The 21,261-nt window shown below is 76.6% G+C and carries 11 protein-coding genes; 2 read left to right on the top strand and 9 right to left on the bottom strand.

Annotated elements, in window-relative coordinates; all coding sequences use genetic code 11:
* Positions 1–10: 10 nt before the first annotated feature.
* From ACA511_RS25035 to ACA511_RS25015, 5 genes are all read right to left on the bottom strand, one after another.
* Positions 11–736 carry an ABC transporter ATP-binding protein gene (locus ACA511_RS25035; protein WP_375027033.1) on the bottom strand — a complete coding sequence of 242 codons (726 nt, stop codon included), beginning with the start codon at positions 734–736 and terminating at the stop codon, positions 11–13.
* Entirely contained in the window at positions 733–2,553 is a 1,821-nt protein-coding gene (locus ACA511_RS25030; protein WP_375027032.1) for an ATP-binding cassette domain-containing protein, read from the bottom strand. The genes ACA511_RS25035 and ACA511_RS25030 overlap by 4 nt, the downstream gene beginning before the upstream one ends.
* On the bottom strand, positions 2,553–3,422 hold the full coding sequence (locus tag ACA511_RS25025) for a branched-chain amino acid ABC transporter permease (RefSeq protein WP_375027031.1): 870 nt from the start codon (positions 3,420–3,422) through the stop codon (positions 2,553–2,555). The genes ACA511_RS25030 and ACA511_RS25025 overlap by 1 nt, the downstream gene beginning before the upstream one ends.
* The gene (locus ACA511_RS25020) at positions 3,419–4,615 is read right to left on the bottom strand and encodes an ABC transporter substrate-binding protein (protein ID WP_375027030.1); all 1,197 of its coding nucleotides are present in this window, start codon (positions 4,613–4,615) and stop codon (positions 3,419–3,421) included. The genes ACA511_RS25025 and ACA511_RS25020 overlap by 4 nt, the downstream gene beginning before the upstream one ends.
* Before the next feature lie 147 nt (positions 4,616–4,762).
* Positions 4,763–5,119 (bottom strand): hypothetical protein, encoded by a 357-nt coding sequence (locus ACA511_RS25015; protein ID WP_375027029.1) that lies wholly within the window; start codon positions 5,117–5,119, stop codon positions 4,763–4,765.
* Between the two features lie 204 nt (positions 5,120–5,323).
* Between ACA511_RS25015 and ACA511_RS25010 the strand changes: the two genes are divergently transcribed.
* Together ACA511_RS25010 and ACA511_RS25005 are read left to right on the top strand one after the other, a co-directional pair.
* Complete coding sequence (locus ACA511_RS25010; protein ID WP_375027028.1) at positions 5,324–6,571, top strand: DUF4437 domain-containing protein; 1,248 nt, start codon at positions 5,324–5,326, stop codon at positions 6,569–6,571.
* 128 nt (positions 6,572–6,699) lie between these two features.
* Positions 6,700–7,425: a LuxR C-terminal-related transcriptional regulator gene (locus ACA511_RS25005; protein WP_375027027.1), complete on the top strand. Its 726-nt coding sequence runs from the start codon at positions 6,700–6,702 to the stop codon at positions 7,423–7,425.
* Here ACA511_RS25005 and ACA511_RS25000 read toward each other — a convergent pair.
* Genes ACA511_RS25000 through ACA511_RS24985 form a run of 4 tightly spaced genes read right to left on the bottom strand, consistent with a single transcriptional unit; the run spans position 7,422 to position 21,079 of the window.
* A complete protein-coding gene (locus ACA511_RS25000; protein ID WP_375027026.1) occupies positions 7,422–8,171 on the bottom strand; it encodes a thioesterase II family protein in 750 nt (249 codons plus the stop codon). The genes ACA511_RS25005 and ACA511_RS25000 overlap by 4 nt on opposite strands.
* Complete coding sequence (locus tag ACA511_RS24995) at positions 8,168–12,664, bottom strand: beta-ketoacyl synthase N-terminal-like domain-containing protein (RefSeq protein ID WP_375027025.1); 4,497 nt, start codon at positions 12,662–12,664, stop codon at positions 8,168–8,170. Before ACA511_RS24995 ends, ACA511_RS25000 begins: the two co-directional genes overlap by 4 nt.
* Positions 12,648–20,810, bottom strand: coding sequence for a beta-ketoacyl synthase N-terminal-like domain-containing protein (locus ACA511_RS24990; RefSeq protein ID WP_375027024.1), 8,163 nt, complete (start codon positions 20,808–20,810; stop codon positions 12,648–12,650). Before ACA511_RS24990 ends, ACA511_RS24995 begins: the two co-directional genes overlap by 17 nt.
* Positions 20,810–21,079 carry an acyl carrier protein gene (locus ACA511_RS24985; RefSeq protein ID WP_375027023.1) on the bottom strand — a complete coding sequence of 90 codons (270 nt, stop codon included), beginning with the start codon at positions 21,077–21,079 and terminating at the stop codon, positions 20,810–20,812. The genes ACA511_RS24990 and ACA511_RS24985 overlap by 1 nt, the downstream gene beginning before the upstream one ends.
* Positions 21,080–21,261: the final 182 nt, after the last annotated feature.

Genomic DNA, 21,261 nt, shown 5'->3' with positions numbered 1-21,261 from the left:
TCCGTCCAGTTCAGCCGGAGGCCGGGCCGGCCCCCAGGTACACCGCCTGCACGGCCGGGTCGGCCGCGACGTCCTCCGCCGGGCCCGACAGCGCGATCGTGCCGCGCTCCATCACGTACGCGCGTTCGGCCAGCCGCAGCGCGACCAGCGCGAGCTGCTCGACCAGCAGCACCGACAGCCCGCGCTCGGTGTGCAGCCGCTTGACGTGCGTGAACACCTCGGCGGCCTTGAGCGGCGCCAGGCCGAGCGACGGCTCGTCCAGCACCAGCAGCCGCGGCTCGCCCATCAGCGCGCGGCCGACCGCGAGCATCTGCGCCTCGCCGCCGGACAGCGTCCCGGCGGGCTGGTCGCGGCGCTCGGCCAGCCGGGGGAACAGCTCCAGCACCTCGGCGAGCAGCTTGGCCTCCCGGCGCCGCACCGAGAACGCGCCGAGGCGCAGGTTCTCCAGCACCGAGTGGTCCGGGAAGATCCGGCGGCCCTCCGGCACGTGCCCGATGCCCTGCCCGGCGCGCCGCCAGCCCGGCATCCGCGTGATGTCCCGCCCGCCGAACCGGACCGCGCCCTCGGTGGGCTTCACCAGGCCCGACAGCACCCGGAGCGTGGTGCTCTTGCCCGCGCCGTTCGGCCCGAGCAGGACGACGAACTCGCCCTCGTCCACGGTCAGGTCGATCCCGCGCAGCGCCCGGACGCCGCCGTACCCCGCGTGCACCCCGGCCAGCTCCAGCAGCGCGCTCACTCCGCCGCCTCCTCGACCAGGTCCGGGCGGCCCAGGTACGCCTCCAGCACGGCCGGGTCGCGGCGGACCTCGTCCGGCGCGCCGGCGGCGATCACCCGGCCCCCGTCGATGACGGTGATCGCGTCGCTGATGCCCATGACGAACTCCACGTTGTGCTCGATCAGCACGACCGCCAGCCCGCGGTCGCGGAACGCGCGGCACAGCCGGGCCAGAGCCTCGATCTCCGTGCCGGTCAGGCCGGTGGCGGGCTCGTCCAGGATCAGTACCCGGGGCCCGGACGCCACCGCGCGCACCACCTCCAGCAGCCGCTTCTGCCCGTGCGACAGCGAGCCGGCCCGGCGGTGCGCCCGCCCGGCGAGCCCGGCGAACGCCAGCAGCGCCGCCGCCTCCGCCCGGCCCTCCCGGTCGCGGCGCCGGTAGCCGGGCAGCCGCAGCACCGCCGCGGGCCAGCCGTAGTGCTCCCGCCGCCGCATCCCGGTCAGCACGTTGTCCAGGACGCTCTGCTGCTCGAACAGGTGCGGCACCTGGAAGACCCGGGTGACGCCCAGCGACGGCACCGCCCACGGCCGCGCCGGCGCGGGCTCCCCGAAGACCAGCACCTCGCCCGCGTCCACCTTGTGGAACCGGGTCAGGCACGACACCGTGGTCGACTTGCCGGACCCGTTCGGGCCGATGATCCCGTGCACGGTCCCGGCCCGGACGGCGATGTCGACGCCGTCCACCGCCTTCACCCCGCCGAAGTGCTTGACCAGCCCGCGGCCCTCCAGCGCCGGGACGTCCGGCACCGCCAGCTCCGGGAGCACCGCGGGGAGCTCCTCCGCCGGGACCTCGGGCCCGTCGTCGTCGGCGTCGTCGATCCGGCCGAACCGGCCGGCCCGCCAGGTGCCGACCACCCCGCGCGGCAGCAGGATCATCGCGGCCAGCAGCGCCAGCCCGAGGATCAGCGTGGTGTACCGCGCGTAGTCCTTGATCAGCTCGACCAGGACCGCGACCAGGGCCACGCCCAGCACCGGACCGGCCAGCGTGCCGATCCCGCCGACGAACAGCCCGACGAAGAACACCAGCCCGTTGTCGAGCAGCCCGACGTCGGGGTTGATGAACCCGAGCTGGAGCGCGTACAGCCCGCCCGACAGCCCGGCCACCGCGCCCGACACGGTGAACATCAGCAGCTTGGTGGTGGCGGGGCGGATGCCCATCGCGGCGGCGGCGTCCTCGCTCTCGCGCACCGCGAGCGACGCCCGCCCGTGGCCGCTGCGCACCAGGTTCCGCTGGAACACGTACACCAGCGCCAGCAGCGCGAGGACCACGTAGTAGAAGGCCACCTTCGAGAGGCCGCCGGGCGCGACGCCGATCAGGCCGACCACGCCGCCGGTGAGGCCGTCCCAGTCCCGGCCGACCTCCAGCACGATCAGGTTGGCGGCCATCGTGATCATGCCGAAGTACAGGTAGGCGGCGCGCAGGCTGATCGCCAGGACCAGCGCGGACGCCGCCGCCGCGACGGCGATCGAGCACGGCGGGCCGAGGTACCAGGGCAGCCCGGCCTTCACCACCAGCGCCGCCGTCGCGTACCCGCCGAGCAGTTGCAGCCCGGTGTGCATCATCGACAGCATCCCGCCGTAGCCCATCGACAGGTTGAGCGCGATGGTGAGGATGGCGCTGATCGCGGCCGCCGCGACGATCCCGTTGTAGTAGTTCGCGTTGTAGCTGTAGAAGTCGGTGATCGCGGGCCAGGCGAGGAGCACCGCGCCGGCCGCGGCGGTGAGGACGGGGGGCAGCGCCCGCCCGATCCGGGCCGCGGGGATCTGCGTGCGGGCCATCAGAGCGCCTCCGTCCGCTTGCCGAACAGGCCCGAGGGGAACACCACGAGGATCAGGCCGAGCAGCACGAACGCCACCAGGTTGCCCGCGGTCGCGTTCACCAGGTTGCGCACCACGGCGTCCAGCAGGCCGACGATCATTCCGCCGGCCAGCGCGCCGCGCGGCGACCCGACCCCGCCGATCACCGCGGCGGTGAACCCCTTGATGGTGAAGATCAGTCCGGCCGCCGGGCCGATGAACAGCACCGGCCCGGCCAGCAGTCCCGCCACCGCGCAGATCAGCGTGGCGATGACGAAGCTGAGCACCACGATCCGCTGCACCGGGACGCCCAGCAGCACCGCGGTGTCGGAGTCGTGCGACGCGGCCCGGATCGCCCGCCCGTAGGCGGTGCGGCGCAGGAACGCGTCGTAGCCCGCCATCACCGCGACGGCGACGGCGACGGCCAGCACCTGCTGCCAGGACACCGGGTCGCCGAACAGGTCGAAGCCGCCGGCGATGATCGGGTCGGGACGCAGCGCGTCCACGTCGTAGTACCGCAGCGTGAACAGCGCCTGGAAGATCAGCGCGGCGGCGAGGGTGGCCACGATCCAGGCGTGCCGGGATCCGGACCGGCGCACCGGCAGCATGATCATCCGCTCTGTGGCGATGCCCATCAGCACCGCCGCCAGCACCGTGACCAGCACCGCGGCCGGCCAGCCCCACCCGGTCAGGGTGACGACCTGGTACCCGACCACGGCGCCCAGCACCAGCGCCTCGCCCTGGGCGAAGTTCATCACCCCCGTGGGCTGGAACACGATCGCGAGCGACAGGGCCACCAGGGCGTAGACCGCCCCGGTGAAGACCCCGTCCACCCAGACCTGCGTCGTCACTTCGCGGCGTCCAGCTGCTTGGTGAACCAGCCCTGGGCGTCCTTGTTCCACTGGTAGAGGTGGATGCCGTCGATGCCGTAGAACTCGTGCGACGGCCCCGACTTGATCGCGTTGCCGGACGGCGTCCGCGCCGCCGGCACGGCCAGCTTCTCCAGCGCGGCGGCGACCTTGGCCGGGTCGGTGCCCCCGGCGGTCTTGGCGGCGGCGGCGTAGGCGAACACGCAGTCCGCGGCCATCGCGGTGCCCTTGGGGGAGGACGCGCCCGTCTTCGGACCCACGTTCTTGCCGTACCGCTTCTCGATCGCCTCGATGTGCGCGCGGTAGCCGGGCTCCCACTGGGCGCGGTCGCGGATCGGGTACTGGTAGTTGGGCGCGGGGAAGATCGCCCCCTGGGCGTGGTCGCCCGCGGCCTCCACGAACGAGATGTTCTGCATGCCCGAGCCGGTGCCGAGCAGCCGGCCCTTGTAGCCGACCTCCCCGGCGGCGGCCATCGTCTTGGCGCCGCCGACGTTGCTGGACAGCAGGATCGCGTCGGCGTCCTTCAGCTTCTCGACGTAGACCTTGTGGCTCTGGTCGTCGGTCCGCGTCTGCTGGAAGCCCAGATACTTCAGGCCGTATTCGCTCGCCTTGGCTTTCAGCATGGCGTCGGTCTGCTTGCCGGTGTCGTCGTTCTCGTAAATGAGGCCGAACGTCTTGGCCTTCTGCTGCTGGAGATATTCGAGGACCTTCTGGATATCGAGGCTCGCCGGGTCCTGGGAACGGAATCCATAGCGCAGCGAGGAGAAATCTCCGGTGGACACCCCGGGCTGGCAGTTGACCTTCTTGTGCTGCTCGAAAACGCCCTTGGCGGCCGAGTAGAAGGCGGTGATCGAGGGCCCGATGATCAGCTTGATCTGATCGTCCCCGGCGAACTCGTTGGCGGCCTGCACCGCCTTGGTGGGGTCGAGCGCCATGTCCCGCGTGACCAGCGAGAGGTCGGCGCCGTCCACGCCCCCGGCCGCGTTGACCCGGTCGATCTCGACCTGGAGCGAGTTCTGCTGCGAGATGCCCAGGACGGCGAACGCGCCGCTCATCGGAGCGATCAGTCCGACCTTGATAGCCGGCTTCCCTTTGGCGTCTTTGCCCGAACATCCGGACGCGGCCAGGGCGAGCGCCGCGACGGTCGCGGCGCACATGATGACAGGCTTGCGCACCTGCTCCTCCATAGGGGTTAGGCGGCTTTGTTCCGGAAGGGGGAACGCTGTTCCGATGCAGCAAACTACGGACCTTGGGGCCGGGGTGTCAATAGGTCTGATGTTTTCAAGTTCAACGCTCGGGAGCGTTCCGGACGGAGGCGGCGCTCAGCGGGCCGCCGGTTGGCGGCGGAAGCCCACGTGGACGGGAGGGTCGGCGACGATCCGGGTGTCCAGGAAGTCCCACCAGTCGTCCTGGGCGACCCGCTGGTCCTCCCAGTCGCCGTCGGCCTTGAGGGTCGCCAGCGCGGCCCGGTAGGCGCCCCAGGCCGCCTCGTCCTCGAACGCGGCCCAGTTCTCCAGCGTGTAGACGTCGCCGACCACGCTGTAGTGCCAGCGCACTTCCCGCACCGTCGGCAGATCGCGGTAGAACCAGCGCTCCCGTTCTTCCAGCCAGGCCCAGAACTCCTTCATGTTCCGCCGGGCGCGTTCGGTGAGCTTCATTCGGTAGACGAGGTAGATCATGCGGTTCCTCCGCTCGTGCGACGTGGTCGGCTACATTAGTAACAGCCCGCAAAGGGAGCGCACATCCCCGTCCGCCATTTTTGCCGGTCGTGGGCGCTGTGACGAATTCACTATTGACAGGGCGCGGGCTTTCGGGCCATCCTCTCCGCAGGTTTATGAGACAGTGTTCCGCATGGCGGAACACCGCTACGGGAGGCGACCGGCGTGCGACCCCATGTCGAACTGATCCAGGAGCAGGACTACATCTGGCACGCGGCCGAGCTGGCGGGCGGCGAGGGCCGGGCCAGCGAGCGGCGGCTGTCGGTGGACGAGGAGGACGGCTCCTCCTCGCTGCGCGTGGACTTCCACACCGACTGGGGGCGCGGGCCGGGCATCCACCACGCCGACACCGAGTACTACGTCGTCGAAGGCGAGATGGACTACGGCGGCCGCAAGATCGGCAAGGGCGGGTACGTGTACGCGCCCAAGGGGGTGCCCGCCGACTACGTGAAGTTCGCCGAGGGCACCCGCATCCTGCACTACCGCGAGTACGGCGACGCGGGCTTCGACGCCGTGGAGAGCCTGGCCGCGCCGGGCTGGAAGGGCGCCCGCGAAGAGGTCATCGTCATGGACACCGAGGCGATGAAGTGGGACGCCGTCCCCAACGCCGGCCCCATGCCCGGCCTCTACATCAAGTACCTGCACGTCGACCCGGTGACCGGCTTCTACACGCGGCTCGTCCACTCCGAGGCGGGCTGGACCGAGCACCGGCTCGCGCACCACCCCTGCTACGAGGAGGCGTACACCCTCTACGGCCAGATGGAGGGCAACTTCGGCACCCTCGACCTCGGCACGTACTTCTTCCGCCCGGCGCGGGTCAAGCACGGCCACTTCACCACCATGGAGGGCGGCGTCACCTGGCTGCTGCGCTCCGACGGCGAGCTGATCAACTGGTACACCCAGAACGAGTGGGTGCGCTGGGGCGGCGAGGCCCTCAACTACGGCCCGGACGGCGGCTTCATGCGCTGGTCGATGTCGTCCCACGACCTGGGCCGCGGCACCGCCGGACGCAGCGACCAGGACATGGCCGACTTCAAGAAGTCGGTCGACTTCCAGCGCGAGCAGGGCCAGCCGGACGTCGACTTCGCGCAGCACAACGCGTCGGACAAGAGCCTCATCGCGATCGCGAAGGCCCTCGACACCGCCCGCCTCCAGGCCGGCCAGGGCCCGGGCCTGGCGCACGACCATGACCACGACGACCACGACCATGACCACGACCACGACCAGCTCGAACTGGACTGGGGCCCCGACCCGGCGAGCCTGGAGCACCCCGACGAGCGCACCGACGACAACAGCCACAACTGGGGCATCGGCCGCGTCTGGCAGGAGGGCCAGCAGGTGCCGGTCCCGATCATCTCGACCCTTCCGGTCCGCAGCCGCTCCACCGGCCGCTGGAACGGCGAGGGCATGTAGCCCTGCCGGGCGTCTCCGCTCCGCCGTACCGGCGTGCGGCCCGGGTCCGGCCTGCGTGCCCGGGCCCGCCGCGCACTCGATGTAGTTCCGTGGCAGTTCGCAAGCGTGAAGGCTTGGGGAACGCAACTTTGCGAGACGACAGCGGAACCCCCGGCCGGCCGGCCGGCGGGCGGGGGCGGGGCGCGGGCCCCCGGATCCTCCTGGTGGACGACCGGACGCTCATCCGGTCGGGCCTGCGGGCCATCCTGCGCGAGCAGCGGGAGGTCGAGGTGGTCGGCGAGGCCGGCGACACCGCGCACGCCGTCCGGCTCACCGCGGAGCTGAAGCCGGACGTCGCCGTCATCGACGCCGCCGCGCACGGCATCGACGTGGTGGAGACCACGCGGCTGCTGGCCACCGGCGCGGCGGCGCACCCGACCCGGGTGCTGGTGGTCATCGGGGTCCACGGCCGGGACCCCGCCCACGAGGTGATCCGGGCCGGTGCGTCCGGACTGCTGCTCAACCGCGCCGGCCCGCGCGAACTCGTCTCCGCGCTGCGCGTGGTCGCCGCCGGATACCTGCTGCTGGCCTCGGCCGAGCACCGGCCCGCCCCGGCCGCACCGCCCGCGGCGGCCGCGCTGGACGCGCTCACCCAGCGCGAACTGGACGTGCTGACGCTCACCGCCCGCGGGCACACCAACGCCGAGATCTCCGCGCGCCTGTCGTTACGCGAGAGCACCGTCAAGTCGCACATCCAGCACATGCTGATGAAGCTCGGGCTCCGCAACCGGGTGCACGCGGTGATCTACGCCTACGAGGCCGGCCTGGTCGAGATCGGGACCGCGTCGCTCGACCACCTCCAGCGCGCCTTCTAGCGGCTGGTCGCTTCGAGGACGAACTGCCCGACCCGCCCGGCGGCCGGGCCGCCGGCGGCGAGCAGGTCGTGCCCGCCGGGCAGCACGTGCAGCGTGAACCCGCCGCGGGTGTAGCGCGCCCAGCCGCGCACGCCGTCCACCGGCCAGAGCGGATCGGCGGCCCCCGCGAGGGCCAGCAGCGGGCACTCCACGGGCGCGCCGTCGACGGGGGAGTAGCGGTCCGCCAGCAGCAGGTCGGCCCGCACGGACGGCAGCACCAGGTCCAGCAGCGCGGGGTCGGCGAGGACCTCGGGCGGGGTGAGCCCCAGGTCCCGCAGCAGCGCGACCAGCTCCGGCCGGGTCCGCCGGCCGAACGGCGGCGCCGCCGCGTCCGGGGCGCCCCGCGCGGCGACAGCCAGGGCGCCGGGCGGCCGGTCCGCGGCGGCCAGGGCGCGGGCCGCCTCGTAGGCGTGCGCGGCTCCCATGCTGTAGCCGAACAGCACGATCTGCTCCTCGGGCAGGGCCAGCACGGCCCCGGCGAGCCGGGCGGTCAGCTCCGCCGGGTCCTCGATCGGCGGCTCGGACAGCCGCGAGGGCCGGCCGGGCAGCCGTGCCGCGTGCAGCCGGACGCCCGGCGGCAGCCGCTCCTGCCAGCCGCGGAACAGGCCGGCGTCGCCGCCGAGCCCCGGCAGGCAGACCAGCGCGACCGCCGCGTTCCCGCCGGGTGCGGGGCTCCAGAACCAGTCGCGCGGATCCTCGCCGGTCACGCCGTGCCCCGCTCGTCGACGGCCCGCAGCAGCAGGCCCGCCCAGGAGCCGGGCGGCGCGGCGAAGAACTCCCGGTTGCCGGGACGCACGCCGAGGTCCCGGTGGACGGCGCGCAGCAGCTGCATGACGCCCAGCGAGTCCATCCCGAGTTCGGTGAAGCCGGTGGCCTCGGCGAGTTCGGCGCCGCCGGCGCCGAGTTCGGCGACCCGGTCGCGTACGTAGCCGGCGACGAGCGCCGGGCGGTCGGCGGCGGGCGCCGCCAGCAGCCGGTCCAGCACCGCCGGGTCCGCGCCGGACCCGGCGGGCTCGGGCCGTTCGCCGCCGATGCCGCGCAGCAGCGGGCGCGGGCCGCGCGCTTCGAGCAGCGGCCGCAGCACGCTCCAGTCCACCCCGGCGACCACCGCCTGCCCCCGGTCCTCGTGCAGCAGGTCGCCGAGCAGGCCGGTGGCGGTCTCCGGGTCCAGCGGCCGGAGACCGACCCGGGTGAGCCGGGCGAGCAGTTCCTCCCCGCCGAGCCCGCTGGAGTTCAGCCACGGCCCCCAGTTCACGCTCAGCCCGGGGCGTCCCTCGCCCCGGCGGTGCAGGGCGAGCGCGTCGAGGAACTGGTTGGCCGCCGCGTACGCGGCCAGGTTGTGCGATCCCCACAGCGCGGCGATGGACGACATGCCGACGAAGAAGTCGAGCGGGTCGGCCGAGGTGAGGCGGTGCAGCAGCCAGCCGCCCTCGACCTTGGGACGCAGCACGCCGTGCACGGTCCGCGGGTCCGCGTCCGCGATCTCCTCCGGGCCGGCGACGCCCGCCGAGTGCACGACGCCGCGCAGCGGCACCGGGCCCGCGCGCAGCTCGGCCAGCACCGCCGCGAGCGCGTCCTCGTCGGCGGCCTCCGCGACGCGGACGTGCACCGTGACACCGCGCCGCTCCAGGTCGCGGACGGCGTCGATGCGCTCCCGCAGCGCCGGGGACGTGTCCGGGGCGTCCCAGCGGGACCGCTCGGGGAGCCCGCTGCGGCCCACCAGCGCCAGATGCCGGGCCCCGCGGCCGGCCAGCCACCGGGCCAGGGTGAGGCCGAGGCCGCCGAGGCCGCCGGTGATGAGGTAGAGGCCGTCGGGGGTGATCGGCGCGGGGCGCGGCGGCCCGGTGCGGGGCCGCGGGCGCAGCCGCGGGGTGAGCCGCGTCCCGCCGCGCAGCGCGATCTGGTCGGCGCCGGGCGCGCGGATCTCGCGCGCGAGCGCGCCGGGTTCGTCGCCGCCCGCCGGGTCCAGGTCGACCAGGCCGCCCCACAGCTCCGGATGCTCCAGCGCGATCACCTTGCCGAGCCCCCACAGCGGGGCCGCCGCCAGTCCGGGCAGGCCGCGCTCGGTTCCGGTGCCCTGCGCGCCCCGGGTGACCACCCACAGCCGCGGGGACGGGCCGGCGGCGAACGCGCGGACGAGTTCCAGCACCGTGTCGACGCCCGCCGCACGCGCCGCGCGCAGCCCGGCCGCGTCCAGGACGTCCGGGGCGGGCACGTCCAGCCCCCACAGGTGGACGATGCGGTCCACCGGAGCCCCGGCGGCGAGCCCGCGCAGGTCCGCGCCCTGCTCGGCCGTGACGACCCGGCACTCGGCGCCCTCGTCGGCGAGCCGGGCCGCGAGCGCGGCGCCGACCCCGCCGCGGTCGGCGAGGATCAGCGTCCGGCGGGGCGGCGGCGCGTCCGGCGCGGGTTCCGCGGGCTCCCATTCGACGGTGTACTCCAGGCCCCCGGCGGCGTGCGGGGCCGGGAGCGTCCCCGCCGCGGCGGGGGTGAAGTAGTACCGCTCGCGCTGGAACGGATAACCGGGCAGGCGCACCGCGCCCGCCGCCGTCCTCGCGTGCACGGCGGGCAGGTCGAGCGGGACCCCGCGCACGTACAACTCGCCCAGCGACGCCTGGATCCGCTCGGCGTCGGGAGCCTTCGGGTCGAGCGAGGGGATCCACGCGTGCTCGGGCTCCGGCAGGGCCTTGGCGCCCAGGCCGAGGAGCGTCCGGCCCGGCCCGATCTCCAGGAACGTGGTGTGCCCGAGCGCGGCCAGTGACCGCAGGCCGTCGTGGAAGCGGACCGGGTGCCGCGCGTGGTCCGCCCAGTACCCGGGGGTGAGCCGGCCGGGCTCCAGCGGCTCGCCGGTGAGGTTGGAGACCACCACCGCGCGCGGGCGGGCCGCGGCGACCCCGGCCGCGGCCTCGCGGAGCCCGGCGAGCATCGGGTCCACCAGCGGGCAGTGCGAGGCGTGCGAGATCCGCAGCGGCCGGGTCCGCACCCCGGCGGCGGCGAGCCGCGCCGCGATCGCCGCCACCTCGCCGGACGCACCGGCCAGCACGACGTCGGCGGGACCGTTGACCGCCGCGATCGCGACCCGGCCGCCCAGCTCCGGCAGCGCCGCCGCCTCCCGCTCCGGCAGTTCCACGCTGAGCATCGCGCCGCGCTCGGGCAGCGCCTGCATCAGGCGTCCGCGCGCCGCGACCAGGCGGAGCCCGCCGGCGAGGTCCAGCGCGCCCGCGACGCAGGCGGCGGCGTACTCGCCGCCCGAGTGGCCGAGCACGGCGGCGGGCCGGACCCCCCACGAGCGCCACAGTTCCGCCAGCGCGTACTGGAGGGCGAAGAGCGCGGGCTGGGTGTAGAGGGTCTCGTCGAGCAGGCCGGTGTCCCGCTCGCCGGGGAACAGGGCCGCGGTGAGCGGGCGGTCGAGCTCGCCGTCCAGGATTTCCGCGCAGGCGTCGACGGCCTCGCGGAACACCGGCTCGGTGTCGTAGAGGCCGCGGCCCATCCCGGCGTACTGCGCGCCGGAGCCGGTGAACAGGAACGCGACCTTGGCGCGGTGCCGCGGCGCGGCGCGCCCGGCGACGACGCCGGGCGCCCGTCCCGCCGCGGCGAACCCGGCGAGCCGGCCGGCGAGCGCGTCCGGCGGGGCCGTGACGGTCGCGAGCCGGTGCGGGTGGTGCGCCCGGCCGAGCGCGGCCGTGCGGGCGACCGCGGCCATCGGCGCGGGCGGCCCGGTCCGCAGGTGCTCGGCGTGCCGCGCGGCCAGGTCGCGCAGGGCGCGTTCCGAGCGCGCCGACAGCAGGAGCGCCTGCGGGCCGCTCTCACCGGCCTCCGCCGCGGCGGTCTCGGGCGCCTCGCCGAGGACGACGTGGACGTTGGTCCCGCTGGCGCCGAAGGCGCTGACGCCGCAGAACCGCTCTCCCGTCCACCGGGTGTGCTCGGTGGGCACCCGCAGGCGCAGCGAGGCCCAGTCGAGGTTGGGGTTGGGGTCCTGGAAGTGCAGGTGCGCGGGGATCTCGCGGTGCTGCAGCGCGAGCGCGGCCTTGATGACGCCCGCGACGCCGGCGGCCGCCTCCAGATGCCCCACGTTGGTCTTCACCGAGGCCACGTGGAGGTCCGCGGCGCGGTCCGCGCCGTACACCGCGTCCAGCGCGCGCAGTTCGATCGGGTCGCCGAGCGGGGTGCCGGTGCCGTGCGCCTCCACGTACGAGACCTGGCCGGGGGCGACGCCGGCGTCGTCCAGCGCGGCCCGGATGACGGCCTGCTGGGCGGCGGGGTTCGGCACCGTGACGCCGCTGGAGCGGCCGTCGTGGTTCGCGGCGCTGCCGTGCACGACGGCCAGGATCGGGTCGCGGCGGGCGAGCGCGTCCGACAGCCGCCGCAGCACGACGATCCCGCAGCCCTCGCCGCGGCCGTACCCGTCGGCGCGGGCGTCGAAGGTCTTGCACCGGCCGTCGGGCGCCAGCGCCCCCGCCTTGCTGACCAGCACGAAGCTGTACGGCGACAGCAGCAGGTTCACGCCTCCGGCGAGCATCAGATCCGTCTCCCCGGAGCGGAGGCTGCGGCAGGCCGAGTGCAGCGCGACGAGCGACGAGGAGCAGGCCGTGTCGATCACCTGGGCCGGTCCGCGCAGCCCCAGCGCGAACGCGACCCGCCCCGCGATGAAGCTGCTCTCGCCCAGCACCTGGTACGGGTCGATGTCGCGGACGTCGCCGTACTGCTGCCGGAGCCGCACGTAGTCGCTGGTGCTCGCCCCGACGAACACCCCCGTCCGGCTGCCCTCCAGGGAGTCGGTGGCGATGCCCGCGTGTTCGAGGGCCTCCCAGGCGACCTCCAGGACCAGCCGCTGCTGCGGGTCCATGCCCACGGCCTCGGCCGGTGAGATCCCGAACGGCCCGGGGTCGAACGCCTCGGGCGCGTCGAGGAAACCGCCCTCCAGCGTGTAGGTGGTGCCGGGCGCGTCCGGGTCGGGATCGTAGAACGCCTCGGCGTCCCAGCGCGCGGCGGGGAACCGGGTGACGGCGTCGGCGCCGGTCCGCAGCGTCTCCCAGAAGGCGGCCAGGTCCGCGCCGCCGGGGAAGCGGCATGCGGCGCCCACGATGGCGATCGGCTCCCGGGCCGCGGGCGCGCCGCGCTCGGCGAGGGCCGTGCGCAGCCGGCCGATGGTCTCCACCGCGCGGGCCAGCTCGGCGCGGTAGTCAACGGGCGTGGTCATCGGGACTCCTGTCGGTCAGCTCGCGGGACGCGGCGATCTCCGCGTGCAGCGCGGCCAGCAGGGCCGCGTCTGCGTCTGCGTCTGCGTCGTCGGCGGAGGCGGAGGCGGGGGCGGAGGCGGGGTCCGGGTCCGGCGGGCCGAACGCCTCGGCCTCCAGGTGCGCGGCGAGCGCGGCCGCGGTGGGGTGCTCGAAGGCCAGCGTGGGCGGCAGCCGCAGGCCGAACCGGCGCTCCAGCCGGATCCGCAGCTCCAGCGCGGTGATCGAGCCGAGCCCGAGGTCGAAGAACCCGGCCCCCGGATCCGGCTCGTCGGGGTCGGTCAGGCCCAGCACCGTGCGGACCTCGGCCAGCACCAGGTCCAGGACCCGCTCCCGGCGCTCCTCCGCCGGCAGGCCGGCCAGCCCGTCCGCCGGGTCCCGCGGTTCGGGGTCCAGCTCGTCGAACAGCGGCCAGGGCAGGGCCTGCCGGTACAGCGGCAGCATCAGGCCCCAGTCCACGTCGGCGACCGCGGCCTCGGTGCGCCCCGCGGCGAGCAGCGCGTCCAGGGCCGCGACGGCGGTGTCGGCGGGGATCGCCTCGACGCCGCTGCGGCGGAGCGTGGCGCGGCTGCCGGGGTCGAGCAGCGCAGGCTCGTCCCACGGCGTCCAGGCGACGTGCAGGACGCGGCCCCCGCGCTCGGCCCGGGTGGCGGCCAGGGCCGCGAGCATCCCGTCGGCCGGGGCCTGGCGGGCCGCTCCCGCCGAACCCCAGGCCGACCCGGCGCCGCCGAACACGATCATCGGGACGGCGTCGCCGGCCAGGGCGTCCAGCCGCCAGGCGCCCAGCGCGCGGCGGGCGGACGCGGCGGCCAGCCCGGTCGGCGTCGCCGCCGCGGGATCGTCCAGGACCCAGTCCAGGCCGAGCCACACGATCCCGCCCAGCGGCCCGCCCGCCGCCAACTCGGCGACCAGCTCCTCGGCGCGGTCGGGATCGGCAAGGTCGGTCCGGCGGAACTCCACGCCCGGCGGGGCCTGGGCGGCGAGTTCCGCGGGGCCGCCGCCGGCGCCGGTGACGACGACGCGGTCCGCGCCGTGCCCGGCCAGCCAGCGCGCGATCCGGGCGCCGGCCGCGTTCCAGCCCTCGCCGACGACGCAGGCGCCGGCGAACACCGGGGGCGCCGCGCCGGGGCGCCGCACCGGGTCCCGGACGACGCGGGGGACCAGCCGCCGCGGTCCGCGCAGCGCCACCCGGTCCTCGCCGCCCGCCCCGCCCGCGTGGGCGAGGACGGCGTCGGCGGCCGCGTCCGGCGCGGCCTCGACCGGGTCCAGGTCGAGCAGCCCGCCCCACGACGCCGGATGGTTCAGCGCGGCGACGCCGGCCATGTGCCAGACGGCCGCGTGCGCGGGGACCGGGGCCGGCTCCATGCCGCCCACCCGGACCGCGCCGCGCGTCACGACCAGTGCGCGCGCCGTGCCGGGGGCCGCGGCGAGGGCCCGGCCGAGCGCGGGCACCGACAGCGCGACGGCCGCGGCCTCCTCGCCGGCCGCCGCGTCCGGCCCCGGCGGCAGGTCCAGGGCCCACAGGTGGACCGCGGCGCCGCAGCCGTGCTCGCGGACCAGCCGGCGCAGCAGGCCGTCCAGGGCGGCGGGGTCGCGGGCCCGGTCCGCCGCGACCGTGACCACCTCCTCGCCGCGAGCGGCGAGCCGGTCGCGAAGCGCGTCGGCCACTCCGCCGGCGTCGGCGAGCAGCAGCCAGGGGCCGGACGTGTCCGAGGCGCCGGCCGGCGGCGGCCGGTCCCGCCATGCCAGCCCGTGCTGGAGGGCGTCCAGCGCGGTGCGCGCCGCCGCGTCCGGCACCGCCGGGGCCGGACGCAGCCGGGCGTCCAGCAGCGCCGCCAGCACCGTGCCGTCTTCGGCGAGGACGTGCACGTCGCCGACGACGTCGGAGCCCGCGCGGCCGGTGGCGACGGCGCGGACGCGGCAGCGCGCGCCCGGGGCGGCGACCGCCGTGAAACGGCCGACCCCGGCCAGGACCAGGGGCCCGGCATCGCCCGCCGCGAGCGCCAGCGCGTGCTCGCACGCGGCGGCGACCTCCGGCGGCAGCACCCGGCAGGGCCGCCCGGTGTCCCGGAGCACCTCCACCTCCGTCCCGCCCGGCGGCGGCGCGGGGAGCCCGGCGGGCGCCCGGGCGGCCCGGCCGGTGGCGTGCACGGCGGTGCCGTCCCCGACGCCGAACGCCGCCGAGCCCGCCGCCGACACCGTGATCCGGACGGTCCGGACGTCCCCCGGCTCCAGGAGGAGCGGGTCGGGGAACTCCACGCCGGTGCAGGCGACGGGACCCGGGCCGAAGCGTTCGGCGAGCGCCGCGGCGGCCGTCTCCAGCCAGGCCGCGGCGGGCACGAGCAGCGCGCCGTTCAGCTCGCGGACCGCCATGCCGGCGTCGACGTCCACCTCGGCCTGGTAGCGGCCGCCCACGGTGGCGGCGCGCCTGAGCAGGGGGTGCGCGTCCTCGGCCGGGTCGTCCGCGCCCGGCGCGTCATGCTCCACCCAGTACCGGCGGTGCCGCCACGCGTAGGTGGGCGCGGCGCCGTCCGGTCGGCGGCGCGGGACGACCCGCCCCCAGTCCACCGGGTACCCGCCGGCGTGCAGGCCGCCGATCCCGGCCGACAGCAGCGTCGCCGGGCCGTCGGCGTCCCGCCGCAGGGACGGGACGAACACCCCGTCGGCCCCGGCCGCCCGCACCTCCTCCTCGATCGGGCCGAGCAGCAGCGGATGCGGGGAGATCTCCACGAAGGCGTCGAAGCCGTCCGCGGCCATCCGCCGGATCGTGTCGGCGAACCGCACGGGCTCGCGCAGGTTCCGGCCCCAGTACGCGGCGTCCAGCGCGCCGCCCGGCAGCGGCCCGGCGGTGACCGACGAGTAGAGCGGCAGCGCGCCGTCGCGGGGCCGCAGACCGGCGAGCGCCGCGACCAGATCGGCCCGCAGCGGCTCGGTGTACGGGCTGTGCCCGGGGCCGCCGGCGTTGACCCGGCGGCAGAAGACGCCGCGGGCGCGCAGCCGGGCGAAGACCTCCGCTAGGGCCTCCTCGTCGCCGGACAGCACCGTGGACCGGGACGAGTTGCTCACCGCCACGCAGAGCCGGTCCCCGTATCCGGCCGTCTCGGCCTCGGCGGCGTCCGCCGGGAGCCCGACGACGCCCATCCCGCCCAGGCCGACCAGGCGTTCCAGCACGCCGGACCGGGTGCAGATGAGGCGGGCCGCGTCCGGCAGGTCCAGGGCGCCGGCCACGCAGGCCGCGGCGACCTCGCCCATGCTGTGCCCGACGACGGCGCCGGGCTCGACGCCCCGGGACCGCCACAGCGCGGCCAGCCCCACCTGGATCGCGAAGACCAGCTCCTGGAGCTCCGTCTCGTCGCGGGTGTCGCCCGCGACCAAGCGGTCGAGCACCGACCAGCCGAGCAGCGGCCGCATCGCGTCGTCGCACTCGGCCACGGCGGCGCGGAAAACGGGTTCCCCGGCCAGCAGGTCGCGGGCCATGCCCGGCCACTGCGAGCCGTGGCCGGAGAACACGAACACCGGACGGCTCCGGTCCCGGGCGCGGCCGGTGGCCGCGCCGTCGGTGACCGGGCCGGCGGCGTCCGGGCCGGCGGCGTCCGTGCCGTCGAAGCCGGCCAGCCGCGCGGCCAGCCCGGCGCCGTCCCGCGCGGCGACGACGAGCCGGTGCTCCAGGTGCTCCCGGCGGTGCGCGGCGGCGGCGCAGAGCGCGGCCGGGTCGGCGCCGCCGGCGAGGGCGGCGCGGTAGGCGCCGGCCTGCGCCTCCAGCGCGTCCGCGGTCGCGGCCGACACCGGCAGCACGTGCACCGGCGGCGGCTCCGCGGCGGGCGGCGGCCCGGACGCGGGCGGCTCCGCCACGACGACGTGCGCGTTCGTCCCGGTCATCCCGAAGGCGCTCACCCCGGCGACGCGCCGCCCGCCCGTCCACGGGGACGGCCCGGCCGCCACCGCGAACGGCAGCTCGGCCCAGGGGATGCGCGGGCTCGGCCGGTCGAAGTGCAGGCTGGGCACGATCTCGCCGTGCTCCGCCATCAGCGCCGCCTTGATCAGGCCCGCCATGCCGGACGCCGCCTCCAGATGCCCGAGGTTGGTCTTCGCCGACCCCACCAGGACCGGGTCGGCCGGATCCCGCGGGCCCAGCGCCGCGCCGAGCGCCTGGAGCTCGATCGGGTCGCCCAGCGGCGTGCCGGTGCCGTGCGCCTCCACGTAGCCGATGTCCGCCGCGGTCACGCCCGCGTCGCGCAGCGCGTCGCGCACCAGCGACTCCTGCGCGGGCGCGTAGGGGGCGGTGAACCCGGCGCTGGGGCCGTCCTGGTTCACGGCCGAGCCGAGGATCACCGCGTGCACCCGGTCGCCGTCGGCGAGCGCCCGCGACAGCGGCTTGAGGACGACGACGCCGCAGCCCTCGCCGCGCCCGTAGCCGTCGGCGGCGGCGTCGAACGCCTTGCACCGGCCGTCGGGCGCGAGCGCGCCCGCCGCGGCGGAGAACCGGTGGATGGTCGGCCGCAGGATCAGGTTGACCCCGCCGGCGATCGCGGTGTCGCAGTCGCCGTCGCGCAGGGCCCGGCAGGCCAGGTGGACGGCCACCAGGGAGGACGAGCACGCGGTGTCCACCGCCAGGCTCGGGCCGTGCAGCCCGAGCAGGTGGGACAGCCGGCCGGGGGCCGCGGCGAAGGTGTTGCCGGTGCCGTAGAACGCGTCCACGTTGCCGGGATGCCGGGTGACCAGCTCGGTGTAGTCGCTGGAGTTGATCCCCGCGTAGACCCCCGTCCGGCCGCCCGCCAGGCTGGACGGCACCAGGCCGGCGTCCTCCAGGGCCTCCCAGGCGACCTCCAGGAAGACCCGCTGCTGCGGGTCCATGGCGCGCGCCTCACGCGGCGGGATCCGGAAGAAGGGCGCGTCGAAGCCCGCGACGTCGGCCAGGTAGCCGCCCGGCCAGGCCCCGGCGCCGGGGAACCGGTCCTCCGGCGCCGGGCCGACCGCGTCCCGGCCCGCGCGCAGCAGCCGCCAGTAGGCGTCGGGACCGTCCGCGCCGCCGGGCAGTCGGCACCCGATCCCGATGATCGCCACCGCTTCGCGCCCGCCCGCCTCTTCCTCCGCCGCCGCCGGAGCGGCGCCCCGCTCGCCGGCCAGATGCGCGGCGAGCAGCTCGACCGTCGGGTGGTCGAACGCCAGCGTGGCGGGGAGCCGCCGGCCGAGCGCCGCCTCGAGGCGCTGCCGCAACTCGACCGCGAGCGCCGAGTCCATACCCAGCTCGGCGAACGTGCGGCGGTGCGGGACGGGAGCGCCGGGGGCCGACTCCAGGACCCCGCGGACGGTCCGCTCGACCAGTGCGCGGAGCCGGTCCGGCGTCCGGACCCCGCCACGTGCCTCCGCCGCCTGCCGCTCCGGGCCCGGAGCGGGCTTCGGGACGGGTGCGGGCTCCGGCACGGGCGCCCCCTCCGGCACGGGCGCGAGCCCAGGGACGGGCGCGGTTCCGGCGGGCGGCGCGGCCGAGTCGCTGAACCAGTACCGCTGACGCTGCCACGGGTAGCGCGGCAGCCCGCGCGGCGACGGCGCCGGCCCCGGCGCGGCCTGCCGCCAGTCGATGTCCAGGCCCTCGGCGTACAGCCGGCCCAGGGACTCCAGCAGCGTCTCGCGCGCGGGCGCGCCGCGCCGCAGCGACGGGACGGCCAGGCCCTCCGCGCCGTGCTCGGCCAGGCACCGGCCGAGCGGCCCGGCCAGCGACGGATGCGGTCCCAGCTCGACGAACACGCGGTGCCCGGCGCCGATCAGCGTGCCGGCCGCCGCCGCGAACTCCACCCGCTCCCGCACGTTCCGGCCCCAGTGCGCGGCGTCGAACCGGCCGTCGCCGGGCGTGGTCGTGACGATCGGGACCGCCGCCGCGGACGGCGCGAGGTCCGCCAGCGCGGCCGCGAGGTCCGCGGCGTACCCGTCCATCTGCGGGCTGTGGAACGCGTACCCGCCCGGGAGCGCCCGGACCCGGGCGCCCACGGCGGCCAGCGCCGCGGTGGCGGTCTCCACCGCGCCGGGCGCGCCGGCGATCACGGTGGAGCGCGGCCCGTTGACGGCGGCGATGGCGACCCGGTCCCCGGCGAGCTCCACGACGCGCGCGGCCGGCAGGTCCACCGCCGCCATCGCGCCGCGCCCGGCCGCGCCGCGCAGCAGCGCGCCGCGCCGGACGATGATCCGGACGGCGTCCGCCAGGTCCAGCACCCCGGCCAGCCGCGCCGCCGCGATCTCGCCCATGCTGTGCCCGGCGACCGCCGCCGGGCGCACGCCCCACGCCTCCCACTGCGCGGCCAGCGCGAGCTGGAGCGCGAAGACCGCGGGCTGGGCGGCGCCGGTGTCGGCCATCCGGTCGCCGGCGCCGGGGTCGGTGAGCAGGTCCAGCACCGACCAGCCGGCCTCGGCGCGGATCGCGGCGTCGCACTCCCGCAGCGCCGCCGCGGCGGCGGGGAGCGCGAGCAGGTCCCGCCCCATGCCCGCCCACTGCCCGCCCTGTCCGGACAGCACGAACACCACGCCGGGCCCGGCCGCGCCGTCCCGTCCGCCGGGCGCGACACCGGGGACCGGCTCCCCGGCCAGGAACCCGCCGAGCCGGTCGGACAGCTCCGCCCGGTCGCGGGCGACCACGGCGAGCCGGTGCCCCGGGTGGTGGGGGCGCCGCAGCGCCGCGGCGCGCACGTACTCCCGGTCGCCGCCGGGCTCCGCCAGCCGGTCGCGGTGGGCGCGGGCCAGCGCGGCCAGCGCCGCCCCGGACCGCGCCGAGATCGGGAGCAGCAGCGGCCCGTCCGGCTCCGGCTCCGGCCGCGCCGGCTGCGGCGCCTGCCGCAGCACGACGTGCGCGTTCGTCCCGCTCAACCCGAACGCGCTGACCCCGGCCGCCCGGTCCGCGCCGGGCCACGGCGTGGCGGCCCGCGGTACCCGCACCGGCCAGCGGTCCCAGCGGATCGCCGGGTTCGGCGTCTCCAGGTGGAGGTGCGCCGGGACCTCGCCGTGCCGCAGAGCCAGCGCGGCCTTGAGCAGGCCGGCGACGCCGGCGGCGGCGTCGAAGTGCCCGAAGTTCGTCTTGAGCGAGCCGACCAGGAGCGGATCGTCCGGGGTGCGGCCCGCGCCGAGCACGGCCGCGATCGCGCCCATCTCGATCGGGTCGCCGAGCGGGGTGCCGGTGCCGTGCGCCTCCACATAGCCCACCGCGCCGGGGGAGAGCCCGGCGTCGGCGAGCGCGGCGCGCAGCAGTGCCTGCTGCGCGGCGCCGTTCGGCGTCGTCAGCCCGGCGCTCTGCCCGTCGTGGTTGACCGCCGAACCGGCGATGACGGCGAGCACGTCGTCGCCGTCGGCGAGCGCGTCGGCCAGCCGCTTGAGCACCACCACGGCGGCGCCCTCGCTGCGGACCATCCCGTCCGCGGCGGCGTCGAACACCCGGCAGCGGCCCTGCCGGGACATCGCGCCGATCCGGCACATGAACATCGACACCTCGGGCGACAGGATGAGGTTCACCCCGCCCGCGACCGCCAGGTCGGTTTCGCCCGACCGCAGGCCGCGCACCGCCAGGTGCACCGCGACCAGCGACGACGAGCACGCCGTCGCCAGCGACATGACCGGCCCCTGGAGGCCGAGCAGGTACGCGATCCGGCCCGGCCCGAAGCTCGGCTCGCCGCCGCTGGTGAACCAGGGGCCGACGCCCGCCGTCCCGGCCTCGCGGAGCTGCCGGAGCTGGTAGTCCGCCGACAGCGAGCCGGTGTACAGCCCGGTCCGCGTCCCGGCGAGCCCGGTCGGGTCCTGCCCGGCGTCCTCCAGCGCCTCCCAGACGACCTCCAGCAGCAGCCGGTGCTGCGGGTCGATCCGGCGCGCCTCGCGGGGCGCGATGCCGAAGAAGCCGGCGTCGAAGCCGGCGACGTCGTCCAGGAAGCCGCCGCGCCGGGAGTACAGGGTGCCGGGGACCCCGCCGTCGGGGTCGTGCAGCGCGTCGGCGTCCCACCGGTCCGCGGGGACCTCGCCCACCGTGTCGGCGCCTTCGCGCAGCAGCCGCCAGAACTCCGCGGGCCCGTCCGCTCCGCCCGGGAAGCGGCAGCCCGCGCCGACGACGGCGATCGCGTCCCGCTCGCCCATCAGGCGCGCGCCGCCGGGTCGGCGGCCAGGTCCAGGACCAGCCGGGTGAGCGCGGCGAGGGTGCGGAAGTTCGCGCCCACGATCTGCTCCGGCGGGACGTGCAGGCCGAACTCGGCGAGAATGAAGCCCACCAGCCGGACCATCGTGAGCGAGGTCAGGATCCCCCATTCCAGCAGCGGGGTGTCCGGCTCCAGCCCGCCACCCGCCGCCTGCGGCACGTGTTCCTCGAAGAAGCGGATGAGTTCGGCCAGCACGTCCTCGTACTCCATGGCGCCAGTACCCCGATTCGGCTCTCGTCGACCTGGTGGATGGGGGAGCGGGCGTCGAGCGCCCCCCGCCGGAGGTGCTCCGCCGGCAGGGAGACGTCGTCGAAGCCCCGCACCGGGCGGCCGACCCCGGCGATGACGCCCCGCCGCGCCGCCGCGGCGCGCGAGCAATGTAAGGAGCCGCG

This window comes from Actinomadura sp. GTD37 (genome assembly GCF_041951365.1).
GTDB lineage: Bacteria > Actinomycetota > Actinomycetes > Streptosporangiales > Streptosporangiaceae > Spirillospora.
This window is presented reverse-complemented; position numbering and strand designations above follow the sequence as displayed.

Bases quoted from the DNA above. Each gene is read 5' to 3' on its own strand.
- ACA511_RS25030 (WP_375027032.1), bottom strand. From the start codon at position 2,553: ATGGCCCGCACGCAGATCCCCGCGGCCCGGATCGGGCGGGCGCTGCCC.
- ACA511_RS25015 (WP_375027029.1), bottom strand. From the start codon at position 5,119: ATGATCTACCTCGTCTACCGAATGAAGCTCACCGAACGCGCCCGGCGG.
- ACA511_RS24995 (WP_375027025.1), bottom strand. From the start codon at position 12,664: ATGACCACGCCCGTTGACTACCGCGCCGAGCTGGCCCGCGCGGTGGAG.
- ACA511_RS24990 (WP_375027024.1), bottom strand. From the start codon at position 20,810: ATGGGCGAGCGGGACGCGATCGCCGTCGTCGGCGCGGGCTGCCGCTTC.
- ACA511_RS24985 (WP_375027023.1), bottom strand. From the start codon at position 21,079: ATGGAGTACGAGGACGTGCTGGCCGAACTCATCCGCTTCTTCGAGGAA.